At 52.7% G+C, this 12,706-nt stretch carries 14 protein-coding genes; all 14 read left to right on the top strand.

Translation table 11 applies throughout. The annotated features are described in order from the left end of the window. Positions 1–25: 25 nt before the first annotated feature. The 14 genes from AB1763_07875 (at position 26) to AB1763_07940 (ending at position 12,560) form a co-directional block, all read left to right on the top strand. Complete coding sequence (locus tag AB1763_07875) at positions 26–217, top strand: CCE_0567 family metalloprotein (protein ID MEW5832738.1); 192 nt, start codon at positions 26–28, stop codon at positions 215–217. A gap of 10 nt (positions 218–227) precedes the next feature. Beyond that, entirely contained in the window at positions 228–506 is a 279-nt protein-coding gene (locus tag AB1763_07880) for a hypothetical protein (protein ID MEW5832739.1), read from the top strand. Further along, positions 506–943, top strand: coding sequence for a GNAT family N-acetyltransferase (locus AB1763_07885; protein MEW5832740.1), 438 nt, complete (start codon positions 506–508; stop codon positions 941–943). Before AB1763_07880 ends, AB1763_07885 begins: the two co-directional genes overlap by 1 nt. Positions 944–1,160: 217 nt before the next feature. Continuing rightward, positions 1,161–2,057 carry a nitrogenase iron protein gene (nifH, locus tag AB1763_07890; GenBank protein MEW5832741.1) on the top strand — a complete coding sequence of 299 codons (897 nt, stop codon included), beginning with the start codon at positions 1,161–1,163 and terminating at the stop codon, positions 2,055–2,057. Positions 2,058–2,171: 114 nt separating this feature from the next. Further along, positions 2,172–2,531, top strand: a complete 360-nt coding sequence (locus AB1763_07895; GenBank protein MEW5832742.1) for a hypothetical protein — start codon at positions 2,172–2,174, stop codon at positions 2,529–2,531. An 11-nt stretch (positions 2,532–2,542) separates the two neighbouring features. Beyond that, positions 2,543–4,009, top strand: coding sequence for a nitrogenase molybdenum-iron protein alpha chain (gene nifD / locus AB1763_07900; protein ID MEW5832743.1), 1,467 nt, complete (start codon positions 2,543–2,545; stop codon positions 4,007–4,009). 31 nt (positions 4,010–4,040) lie between these two features. Then, complete coding sequence (gene nifK, locus AB1763_07905) at positions 4,041–5,585, top strand: nitrogenase molybdenum-iron protein subunit beta (protein MEW5832744.1); 1,545 nt, start codon at positions 4,041–4,043, stop codon at positions 5,583–5,585. A gap of 356 nt (positions 5,586–5,941) precedes the next feature. After that, a complete protein-coding gene (locus AB1763_07910) occupies positions 5,942–6,970 on the top strand; it encodes an ATP-binding protein (protein ID MEW5832745.1) in 1,029 nt (342 codons plus the stop codon). Beyond that, positions 6,967–7,671: a response regulator transcription factor gene (locus AB1763_07915; GenBank protein ID MEW5832746.1), complete on the top strand. Its 705-nt coding sequence runs from the start codon at positions 6,967–6,969 to the stop codon at positions 7,669–7,671. Before AB1763_07910 ends, AB1763_07915 begins: the two co-directional genes overlap by 4 nt. Continuing rightward, positions 7,592–9,004: a TrkH family potassium uptake protein gene (locus AB1763_07920; protein MEW5832747.1), complete on the top strand. Its 1,413-nt coding sequence runs from the start codon at positions 7,592–7,594 to the stop codon at positions 9,002–9,004. Before AB1763_07915 ends, AB1763_07920 begins: the two co-directional genes overlap by 80 nt. Next, positions 9,001–9,651, top strand: a complete 651-nt coding sequence (locus AB1763_07925) for a TrkA family potassium uptake protein (protein ID MEW5832748.1) — start codon at positions 9,001–9,003, stop codon at positions 9,649–9,651. The genes AB1763_07920 and AB1763_07925 overlap by 4 nt, the downstream gene beginning before the upstream one ends. Positions 9,652–9,742: 91 nt before the next feature. Next, on the top strand, positions 9,743–11,806 hold the full coding sequence (locus tag AB1763_07930) for a diguanylate cyclase (GenBank protein MEW5832749.1): 2,064 nt from the start codon (positions 9,743–9,745) through the stop codon (positions 11,804–11,806). A 42-nt stretch (positions 11,807–11,848) separates the two neighbouring features. Beyond that, positions 11,849–12,073 (top strand): hypothetical protein, encoded by a 225-nt coding sequence (locus AB1763_07935; protein ID MEW5832750.1) that lies wholly within the window; start codon positions 11,849–11,851, stop codon positions 12,071–12,073. Between the two features lie 76 nt (positions 12,074–12,149). After that, a complete protein-coding gene (locus tag AB1763_07940; protein MEW5832751.1) occupies positions 12,150–12,560 on the top strand; it encodes a hypothetical protein in 411 nt (136 codons plus the stop codon). The last annotated feature ends 146 nt before the right edge of the window (positions 12,561–12,706 follow it).

The following is a 12,706-nucleotide window of genomic DNA, read 5'->3' on the forward strand; positions in this document are numbered from 1 at the left end:
TTCAACCTACAAACAAGGAGCCGTTATGTCTGAAGAAATCGATCCCAAAAAAGAGCTGGCCAAGCTCAAACGCCTCGCGACCGAGGTCGCATCCCAGATCCACGACATCGTCGAAGATACCCTCTGGAGCGATTACGTCAAAATGCCCGATCTCGCCGCACAGCTTTACGACGCCGTGAAAGCGGCCAACGACTATAAAAAGGCCCACTCCCTCTAAGGGGGCTTTCATGGCGACGAAAGAGGAAGTGCTCGCCCTGGAGATCTGCGAATGCGGCGGCAAGAGCGTCGCCGAAGCGATCGTCATCTTCCAGGAGACCGACCTGCCGTACAAAAAAGCGAAAAAACTCGTCACCGAGTGTGACAAGAGCTGCTGCCGCGCAGCCCTTCTCAGACTTTTTGAAATGAGTTATTTCGGGACGTTCGATTATGATGAGATCGAGCGGCTGATTCAGCTGCGCCATGATAAACTCGCGGAAATTCTCGAGAGGATGAAAACGGGCCGATGATGATCCGCCGTGCAACGATGGACGATCTCGAAGCGATGGGAACGCTGTTGTGCGAGCTCTTCGCCGTCGAAGACGATTTTACGATTGACGTTGCGGCGCACCGGCGGGGGCTCGCGCTGCTGATCCAAAACGAGAACGCGGCAGTGTCGGTCGCCCTGAGCGGGGAGAAAATCGTCGGGATGGCGACGATGCAGCCGCTGGTGTCGACTGCGGTGGGCGGAAACGTCGGGCTGATCGAAGACGTCATCGTCACCGAATCGTATCGGGGCAGGGGGATCGGCAGAATACTGCTCGAAGAACTCATCGCCGAGTCGCGGCGCAGGGGTTACCGCCGTATCGCGCTGGCGGCCGATCGCCGCAACGGACGAGCCATCGCCTTTTACCGCCGTTACGGTTTCGTCCCCGGTAACATGGGGATGCTCTACCGCCTCGACTGATCGTCTCTTTCCACCCTTTTCATACCGGACCGCTTTACCCACCGTCGCTTTAGAGGGAAAAATCCCCCTCCTGCAAAACCCGTTCCTACAAATTTGTCTTTAATGCGGCATTTTGTCGCGTCAGATTGGAAAATGTCGCAAAAAACCGTAGAACACCCCTTGCAATAACTACAGCGAAGTTCAACACAAGGGGTTTAAGATGGCTGGAAGCGAAAGCTTGCGTCAAATCGCATTCTACGGAAAAGGCGGGATCGGTAAATCTACCACTTCCCAAAACACATTGGCCGCTATGGCACATTACTTCGGTAAAAACATCATGATCGTCGGTTGTGACCCGAAAGCGGACTCAACCCGTTTGATTCTCCACGAGAAAGCGCAAAACACGATTCTGCAGCTTGCTGCGGACAACGGGACCATCGAGGACGTCGAGATGGAAGAAGCGCGTCTTTGGGGTAAAGGGCTTTTCGCTCCCGAAACTCCGGGCGGTTGGATCAACTGCACCGAGTCGGGCGGACCTGAGCCGGGAGTCGGTTGTGCGGGACGCGGTGTTATCACGGCGATCAACTTCCTTGAGGAAGAGGGCGCATACGATGAAGACGGTCTTGATTTCGTTTCGTACGACGTTCTCGGTGACGTTGTTTGCGGCGGATTCGCGATGCCGATCCGTGAAGGTAAAGCACAGGAAATCTACATTGTCATGTCGGGTGAAATGATGGCGATGTACGCGGCGAACAACATCTCAAAAGGGATCTTGAAATACGCGAACACCGGCGGAGTACGTCTGGCAGGTCTTATCTGTAACGCCCGTATGACAGACCGCGAATACGATCTGGCCCTCGAGCTCGCAACCCGTATCGGAACGCAGCTCATCCACTTCGTACCGCGTAACAACATCGTTCAGCACGCGGAACTCCGCCGTATGACGGTTGTCGAGTACAGCCCATCATCCGATCAGGCGAAAGAGTACAAAGAACTCGCCCGTAAAATCGTCTACAACGACATGAAAATCATCCCGACTCCGGTCAGCATGGATGAGCTCGAAGACCTCCTCCTCGAATTCGGTCTCGAAGACGCGGTGGACGAATCGATCGTCGGTAAAGCAGCCGAAGCGTAATGTGAAAGGGGTCAGGATGATTTCTTGACCCCGTAGGGTAAAAGCGGTGCGGGGCTCTGCCCCGTCGCGTATAACATCTTTAATGAAAAGAAAAGAACAGAAAAAGGAGACAAGATGTTTATTTTAGGTTTTCACTTCCCAGCAGATATGGGAAACAAAATTCCGGACGAAAAAGTGGTTGAAAAACTGAAAGATGTCGATACCAGCGGTATCAACGAGATCAAATTGCTGATGGGGACCAAAGAGAAAGACAAACAATGGCTCAGCTACACGAACAAAAACACGTTCCTGTTCAAAGCCATGGTTCACTACTTCAAAGAAGAGAACCCCAACAACGAACAAAAGTACATGATCTACATGAACCGTTACCAGATGTCGGAAATCTCCAAACGCCTTGATGCGGGTGACGATGAGACCATGGCACTGTGCAAAAACCTCGATTCGATGGAACAATTCCGTATCGAAGTGGCCTGAGGAGGTGTACCATGGGTCCAGAAACATTAGAAGCCAGACAGAAAGCCGCCGTTGAGGAGATCCTCAAGGCGTATCCCGAAAAAGCGGCCAAAAACCGTGAAAAGCACCTCGGGGTCGGTTCGCCGAACGACGAGAGCCAGAAAACGTGCGGCGACGTACGTTCCAACAAAAAAACCGTTCCGGGCGTCATGAGCCAGCGCGGATGTGCCTATGCGGGGTCCAAAGGGGTCGTATGGGGTCCGGTCAAAGACATGATCCACATCAGCCACGGTCCGATCGGATGCGGTCAGTACAGCCGTGCGGGTCGCCGTAACTATTACATCGGGGTAACCGGAGTCGATACGTTCGTTACGATGAACTTCAGCTCCGATTTCCAGGAAAACAGCATCGTTTTCGGGGGGGACAAAAAACTTGCCCTGTGTATCGACGAGATCGAAACGCTTTTCCCGCTTAACAACGGAATTACCGTCCAGTCGGAATGTCCGATCGGTCTGATCGGGGACGACATCAACGCCGTGGCGAAAGTCAAAGCGGCTGAGCTGGGCAAAACGATCGTTCCGGTCAACTGTGAAGGGTTCCGCGGGGTTTCCCAGTCGCTCGGTCACCACATCGCCAACGATACCGTTCGCGACTACGTTTTCGATGCCGACGTCAACCTGACAACGGACGATGTCGTCGCAACGGACTATGACGTCGCTATCATCGGGGACTACAACATCGGCGGTGACGCATGGTCGAGCCGTATTCTCCTCGAAGAGATGGGACTTCGCGTTGTGGCGCAATGGTCGGGAGATGCGACGCTCAAAGAGATGGCGCTGACGCCGAAAGTGAAATTGAACCTGCTTCACTGCTACCGTTCAATGAACTACATCAGCCGTCACATGGAAAAAGAGTACGGGATCCCCTGGGTCGAGTACAACTTCTTCGGACCGACTCAGACGATCAAATCGCTTCGCAAAATCGCGTCGTTCTTTGACGAATCGATTCAGAAAAAATGCGAAGAAGTGATCGCCAAATACCAGCCGATGATCGATGCGGTCATCGCGAAATACCGCCCGCGTCTCGAAGGGAAACAGGTCATGCTGTTTGTCGGCGGACTTCGCCCGCGTCACGTTATCGGTGCGTATGAAGACCTGGGAATGGAAGTGATCGGAACCGGTTACGAGTTTGCCCACGACGACGATTACAAACGGACCAAAGAAGAGATTTTCCGCTCGACGGTCATCTACGATGACGTCAACGAATACGAACTCGAAGCGTTCGTCAAAAAACTTCAGCCGGACCTCGTCGCGTCGGGGATCAAAGAGAAGTACGTATTCCAGAAAATGGGTCTGCCGTACCGTCAGATGCACTCATGGGATTACAGCGGACCTTACCACGGGTACGACGGATTCGCCATTTTCGCCCAGGATATGGATCTTGCGATCAACTCTCCGGTATGGGCACATTCCAAAGCACCATGGGAGAAAGAGGGGTGACCCCCTCTTTTTCTGACATAAGGAGAATGAGATGCAAAACGTAGAGAAAATCGTAAACGGGAAAGACCTGTTTCAAAAACCCGAATACCAGGAAGTCCTGGCCAACAAAAAACAGTTCGAGTCTTCCATGCTCGCGATCAACCCGGCCAAAGTGGACGAGATCGCCGAATGGACCAAAACGTGGGATTACCGCGAGAAAAACCTCGCCCGCGAAGCGATCACGATCAATCCTGCCAAGGCGTGCCAGCCTCTGGGTGCGGTCATGGTTGCTCTGGGCTTTGAGGGGACGATGCCTTATGTCCACGGCTCACACGGCTGTGTCGCGTATTTTCGTTCCTACTTTACCCGTCACTTCAAAGAACCGACACCGTGCGTATCGGACTCTATGACAGAAGACGCGGCGGTATTCGGCGGTCTGGTCAACATGAAAGAGGGGCTCAAAAACTGTGCCGCCATCTACAAACCCAAAATGATCGCCGTTTCGACGACGTGTATGGCCGAAGTCATCGGGGATGACCTTGGGGCATTCATCACGGGTGCCAAAGAAGAGGACGGCGGAGAATTCCTCCCTGCCGATTATCCGGTACCGTTCGCCCATACCCCATCGTTCGTCGGCAGCCATATCACGGGTTATGACAACATGATGCACGGGATCATGAGCCAGCTGACCGAAGGTCAAAAAGGGGAAACCAAGGATCGGATCAACATCATCCCCGGTTTCGAAACCTACATCGGAAGCCTCCGCTCGGTCAAAAGCATCGTCGAAGCGTTCGGAACCGATTACATCATGCTCGGTGACCACTCCGACCAGTGGGACATGCCTGCGGGACAGTACCAAATGTTCCAGGGCGGAACGAAACTTGAAGACGCCAAAGACTGCATCAACTCGAAAGCGACGATCAGCCTTCAGAAATACGCGACCGCCAAAACCATGAAAATGGTTCAGAAACGCTGGAAGCACGAGGGTGGGTTCTCTAATCCGATCGGCCTGAAAGGGACCGATGAGTTCGTGATGAAACTCGCCGAACTGACGGGCGCGGAAGTACCTGAAAAACTCAAAATCGAGCGCGGCCGTCTGGTCGACGCGATGCAGGATTCCTATCCGTACATGCACGGCAAAAAATTCGCGATCTGGGGCGACCCCGATTTCCTTCTCGGCGTGGTTTCATTCCTCCTCGAGATGGGTGCGGAGCCGACGCACGTTCTGTGCCACAATGCACCCAACGGCTGGGCAGAAGAGATGAGAGCGCTGCTCGATACCTCTCCTGCCAAAGACAGCCTGAACGTATGGGCCGGAAAAGACCTGTGGCACATGCGCAGCTTCCTCTTCACCGAGCCGGTCGATTTCATGATCGGTAACAGCTACGGTAAAGAGCTGATGCGCGATACGGGTACCCCGCTGATTTACGTCGGGTTCCCGATTTTTGACCGCCACCACCTCCACCGCTACAGCATCAGCGGTTACGACGGGGCGCTGAATCTTCTTACCTGGATCACGAACAAAGTTCTCGATCAACTGGACGAAGAGACCAAAGACATCGCGTCTACCGACTACTTCTTCGATATCGTCCGCTAAGAGGATATTATTTGAACGCCAGTGGAGCAAAGCCCCACTTGGCTTCGCTAGCCGCTATGGCACATGTAGCGTAGCGGAAAGCTTAGCCGTAGGCGACAGCAAACGCTTGCCTCTTCGAGGCAGAATCTGTCCCCTTGCGGGACACACTTCATTGATTTTCGTCATTTCTCCGCGTCTGCGGAGATTTTTCTTCCAAAAATTTTGATTTTTCGTTGATTTTTTCGCCACTATAATTTGCTGAAACGATGCAAGTGGGGTAATATGTCTGATCATATGTGGACAGTGGTTTTCGAATCGCTTTTTTTATTTGTATTGGTTATTATTTTTTTCATCCGACTGGTAAAGACACTTCATAAATGACAACATTCGTTTTTCCCTATCGCCATTACGTCGTCGCGTTGGTACTTTTATTCGTGATAAGCGTCACGAGTGCACTGTTCGGCGCCGTTATGGGACTTACCAATATCGCGCTGCTCTATCTTTTGCCGGTTCTCGTCATTGCGTTGCGCGGAGACATGAAAGCGACGACAATTGTGACGGCGATTACCGTCGTGGTTTTCGACCTGCTGAACGTTCCGCCGCTGTTTAGCTTTAGCGTGCACGATTTGGTCCACGCGTGGAGCTTCATCCTTTTTTTCCTGGTCGGATACACGATTACCTATCAGGCCAAGCGGATCCAGGCCAATGCAATCAAAGAGATGTTTCTTGATACCTTGTCGCACGATTTGAAGACTCCGCTTTCCTCACTTCTGGGGAATGTTTCCTTGCTGCTCAAAGACCATCCGGTCGATTCGCAGACACGACGTGCTTTATTGCTGCAGATCAACGATTCCGGACAGCGGATCAACCGTCTGGCATCGAACCTTCTCGATAGCGCACGGCTCAAAGACGGAAACGGGGTACTGCGACCCGAATGGTGCGATTTCGAAGACATTATCGGTGTCGCGTTGCAAGAATTCCGGTATCACCCCAACCAACATCGTATCGAGGTGGTGATTGATCCCGACACGGCGCTGTTTTGGGGCGATTGCGCGCTGCTGGTACGTCTGATGGTCAATCTGATGGACAATGCGCTCAAATATACCGAAGAGGGGAAGCGGATCCGGATTACGGTAGCGACGGATCGGAAAACGATCACGCTCCTCTTTTTCAATGAATCCTCCCCCATCAAAAAAAGCGATTTGAAAAACCTGTTTGAGCGGTTCTATCGTATCGATGACCGTGCCGATGTCGGCGGAAGCGGTATAGGGCTGTCGATTTGCCGCGATATTGCCGCAGTGCACGGCGGAACAATCGACGCGCGTAATTGTACGGGCGGAGTCTGTTTCGAAATCCGCCTCCCCATCCGCAAAGCATCGGACCATCCCATCGGAGAAGCATTATGAAGGTTCAGGAACTGGTTCTGATCATCGAAGACGATGAAGCGATCGCCCGTATGCTGAGCCTGTCGCTTCGTCAGCAGGGATATAAAACGCTGATGGCCACGGATATGCAAAGTGCCCACCGTGCCTTTCGTGCGAACCGTCCCGATTTGATATTGCTGGATCTGGGGCTTCCCGACGGTGACGGCAAAACGATGATCCGGACCATACGTACCCAAGCGGCGGTCCCCATTATCGTCATATCGGCACGTCATGAGGAAAAAGAGGTGATCGCTTCACTGGATGCCGGAGCGGACGATTATGTGTTCAAACCCTTTTCGCTGGATGAACTTGCCGCGCGTATGCGCTCCGCGCAGCGCCGTTTTCAAGGGTTGTCACCTTCTGTCAACATCATCAGTTGCGGGGATATCATCCTCGACATCGCCGAACGCAGTGCCCGAAAAAGCGGCGAATATCTTAAACTGACGCCGACGGAATACAATCTGCTAAAATATTTCATGCTCCATCTCAATCAGGTCCTTCCGTACGCGCGTATACTCAAAGAAGTATGGGGTGTCGGGTATCAAAACGAGATGCAGTATCTGCGGACGTATATCAACTCCCTGCGCAAAAAAATCGAAACGGATGCGGCGCGTCCAGGGTATATACGCACCGAAATGGGTGTCGGATACCGTTTTATCTGCGATACGACAACTCCCGAATAAAGGATTTCCCATACATACCCGCGAATTAAAACTGATCGTCTACAGCTTCATCGGCCTGATCCTTTTTGGAACTTTGCTGCTTTTGATGCCCTTTTCCCATAACGGCGAACTTCGCTTTATCGATGCCCTCTTTACCTCTACTTCCGCGGTATGTGTGACGGGGTTGATCGTCAAAGATACTCCCGTCGATTTTACACCCATTGGGCAGACCGTCATCATGCTTCTGATCCAGATCGGGGGGCTTGGGTATATGACCGCCGTGACCTTTCTGGCCGTAGTGCGCCGCCAAAAAATCGGCTATCGGGACCGCCTGATCCTGCAAGAATCGCTCAATTATCCGGGAATGGACGGTTTGGTACGGTTTTTGAAGATCGTTTTCGGATCGATTTTTATCATCGAAGTGATCGGGATGGCCGTCCTGACCCTGCGGTTCTGGGCGGACATGCCGCTTGAGAAGGCGGCTTGGTACGGGGTGTTTCATGCCGTTTCGGCCTTCAATAATGCCGGATTTTCTCTTTTCAGCGATAACATGATGGGATACCGGGGCGACTGGATCATCAATCTCACCGTGCCTGCACTGATCATTTTGGGAGGGCTGGGATATCTGGTTTTGACCGAGCTTTACCATTTCCGAAAAAAAGAGATTTTGCGCCTTTCCACCCATACCAAAATCGTCCTGGTAATGACGGCGATTTTGATCGCAGCAGGTATGGGACTGTTGCTCTCGCTGGAATGGAACAATGCGTTTCAATCGCTTTCATGGGATGAGAAATTGCTTGCCGCGTGGTTTGCGTCGGTCAACTACCGCACAGCCGGTTTCAACAGCATCGACCTCTCGACGCTGAGTGACGCCAACCTGTTTTTTTCGACGTTTTTCATGATGATCGGAGGGGCTCCGGGCGGTACGGCGGGGGGGATCAAAATCACCGCCGTCGCATTGGCGTTGATCGGTGTTTGGTATACGCTTCGGGGAGATACCCACGTCCATGTTTTCCGTCGTTCCATCCCGTCGTACCAGATCCACAAAGCCTATGCGATCATTTTCGTCGCTTCGTTTTACGTCGTCGTATCGACCGTATTGCTGAGCGAAGTTGAGAGGCTTCCGTTTTTGCGGACACTGTTTGAGGCGTGTTCGGCGTTTGGAACCGTGGGACTCTCAACGGGGAACGGAGGGGTGCTCAGCTACAGCGCGCTGTTCAGCGACGCGGGCAAGCTCAATATCATTTTGTTGATGTTTATGGGACGGATCGGGGTGTTTGCCTTTACGGTCGTTATCGTCGGAAAAGCGGTGGAAAGCCGCATCAAATACGCAGAAGGAAAGGTAGTACTATGAATAATTATGCGGTCATCGGATTGGGAAAATTCGGATTTCATGTTGCCAAAGGGTTAGCCCAGCAGGGGCTGAGTGTTATTGCCGTCGATCAGGACGAAGAACAGATCCGGGAGATCAACGAATTCGTGCAGGATGCGATCGTGCTCGATTCGACCGATATCCGCGCATTGCGCGAAGCGGGAATCGGCAACGCCGACGTCGCGGTGGTGAGCATCGGCGAGAACATCGAAGCGAGCATCCTGACCGTCATGGCGCTCAAAGAACTGGGCGTTGAAACGGTCGTGGCCAAGGCGATCACGGCAGTACACGGGCAGATCCTATCCAAGCTCGGCGCGGCCAAAGTAATCTATCCCGAGATGGAATCGGCCAAGAAGATCGTCAAAAAAATGGTCAAAAACATGCATTACGAAACGATCGATCTCTCCATTACGATGAAGATCGCCAAACTGACCGTCCCTTCGTTTTGGGTCGGCACGTCGGTATTGTCGCCCGTTTTCGAAAACGAGTACGAAGTGAAACCCATCGCCTACAAACACGGCGGGATATGGTATACCTCCTTTGAACAAGACGACGTTCTGGAAAAAGGGGACATCCTCGTCGTCCTCGGCAACACCGCCCACATCGAGGCGTTGAGTAAAAAAATATAACGCGGAGAATAGTAATTATTTATAACTAAATTATATAATTCAGAGGATCGACAGCTTTTCGGAGTACGATGGTGTCATTAAAGGGGTTGGTATGACTCTGATGCACAACATGACGATCACCCGGCGTACCGTATTGTGGCTGGTGGCGATATCGGCCGTATGGTTTACCGTTTTGGCGTTCGTCGTCCTTCAGGTCCGCGAGAGGGTCCGTCACGACGGCCTCACCGAAATCCGCAACGTCCTTCAACACAAAACCGAAGCGATCGGGCGTTACGTCGCCTCGCAGAAAACCTCTCTGGACAATCTGGGCTACATCATCGACTTCGAATCGCGCCACCACGCGATCTTCAGCCGTTCCTTCTGGAAAGACCCTCCGGCCGAATGGAATGCCGTCGTTTCGGATTTCGCCAAACAAAACGGCTTTTACGATATATTTATCATCTCGGTGCAGGGTGATATCCTCTACAGCGTCAAAGAAGAGAGCGATCTGCATACCAACCTCTTCAACGGCCCCTACCGCGACAGCGAACTCTCCACGGTGTTTAAAAACGCCCTGAGCAATGTTCTTCCTTACATTTCCGATTTCCGTTATTATCCTCCCAGCCGCGATTATGCCGCGTTTATGGCCAAACCCATTCTCAAAGAGGGAAAAGTGATCGGCGTGGCGGCGGTGCAAATGGATAACCGTGCCATCCATGCGGTGATCAACGATTACCGCGAACTCGGCAAAACGGGGGAAGTGATCGCATCGGTATACCGTAGCGGAGAATGGATCGCCATGGCTCCGCCCCGACACGGCGGATACCAGGCCTATGGCCCCATGCACGAACCTTCGTGTTTTCCCGCCGATGAAGTGAGAAAAGGGGAAAAAGGGGAAAAATACGCCCTCAACCAAAAAGGCTCCAGCGTCGCCGTGGCGTGGGATTACATCGAAGAACTGCGGTGGATCGTCGCGGTCACGATCAACGAACAAGAACTCCTGAACGGCTGGTATAAGCTGATGACGTCGCTGATGGTCATTTTTTTCAACGGCGTGTTTCTGATCGGTTTCATGGTGGTGATGGCGTTCCGTTCGTTCTCCGGGCCGATCCAGGAATTGACCAACAAGGCCAAACAGCTTAGTGAAGGGGATTACGATATCGATCTCAACGCCTCGAAATACGATTACGAATGGCAGATCCTCGTGGAGGGGTTCAAACAGATGTCGTTTGAAATCAAGCACAAGATCGCGCAGCTCAACGAACTCAACCAAAGCCTCGAAGAACGGATCCGTGTGAAAGCGCAAACCCTGCAGGAATACATCGACATCGTCGACAAATACGTCATCACCTCGCGCACCGACAAATATGGCAATATCACCTACGTTTCCGAAGCGTTCTGCAGGGTAAGCGGTTATTCAAAAGAGGAACTGATCGGCAAAAATCACCGTATCGTGCGCCATCCCGATATGTCCCCCGAACTGTTCGAACAGCTTTGGACGACCATCGCGGCGGGCAGGGTCTGGAAAGGGGAGATCAAAAACCGCAGGGCCGACGGGAACCACTACTGGGTCGACACGACCATTACCCCCACCGTCGAGAACGGCGAGATTGTGGGCTATACGGCCGTGCGGCATGACATTACGGACAAAAAAATGATCGAAGAGATGGCGGTGACCGACCCGATGACGGGGCTTTACAACCGCCGCCATTACGTCAAAACGATCCAAAAAGAGCTCAATCGGGCCAAACGCAACCGTTACACCCTCGCACTGATGATGATCGACGTGGACAACTTCAAGCTTTACAACGATACCTACGGACACCAGGAAGGCGATGAAGTCCTGAGCCGTATCGCCGCGATCCTGAAAATGTATACCTCGCGGGGCGGAGAGTGCGCGTTCCGCCTCGGGGGCGAAGAGTTTGCGATTCTCGTCGGCAGTATGGAAGAGGCCGAATACTACGATCTCGCCGAGCGGATACGCAGGGATATCGAGTCATTGCGGATCGTCCATGAAAAAAATCCTCCCTCCCGGTACGTCACGATTTCGGTCGGAATCGCCCTGCGCACCGCCGATTCGGCGGTCGGTTGCGAAGAGCTGTACAAACATGCCGACGCGCAGCTGTACCGTTCAAAAGAGCTGGGACGTAACCGGGTGTCGATGGAAACGGTCTAGAACGCCGATTGCAGTCGATGAAAAAAGATCGGGAGGATACGTATGGAACATCACGTCGTTATCGAAAAACTTTGCAGCTGCGCCAAAAAAGAGGGGTTCAGCCAGATCAGCACCTACGGTGACAAACCCTCGGCTCTCGAAGCTGCCCGGACGCAGCTGGCCTACATGCAGGGGCGCTTTTGCGGAAAACACGAATTCGAGCTGGTCGAGGTCGACGACCATTACGTGATCGGGATGGTCAGCGGCTGCGGCTGCGGCGGAGGATGAGTCCTGTTAGACTTGATTGTTGAGCGGGCACCCTGATAAAATTGCATTCCCGCAAATCAACGACAAGGTTTATGAATTGAGCATCTACGCATTACAGTCCCCGGCCGGCGGTTTTTTGGATGAAGATTTAAGGCATTTCAACAAAACGTTCGACGACTGGTGCGTGCAGTTCGATAACTACGAAGACGCCAGGCTTATCGCCGAGACCCTCGACAAAAACCTCTATGCCGAAGTGGTGGAAATCACCCCGCTTAGTTATCCGAAATATTTTTTTCCGAACTTGCAGGGGATCATCCATGCCACGCGAGAAGTGGACGGCAATATCGTCTGCATCGTCGAACCCTTCACCGGATCGTATTTTCGCCTTGCGGTATGCAATCTGAAAACCAAAACCGTCAAGCTCACCCCTTCGCGCTACAAAAGCACCATGAGCGTGGAGGGGGCGTTTGCCAATTTTAAAACGCGGGAAAGCGGCGACCCTCTCTAGGGCTGGCGTAAGGATGCCACTTGCCATTTCGCCTCAAATGGGTAAATACGGGACATTGCGCATCGATGCGGGCCGCTTTGGCATGGCCCCTAATCCGATGTTGAAGTTTTTTTGGTCATCATTGGAAAGAGTATTTTCCGACGTAA

It is taken from the genome of Campylobacterota bacterium (assembly GCA_040752835.1).
Classification (GTDB): domain Bacteria; phylum Campylobacterota; class Campylobacteria; order Campylobacterales; family Sulfurimonadaceae; genus Sulfuricurvum.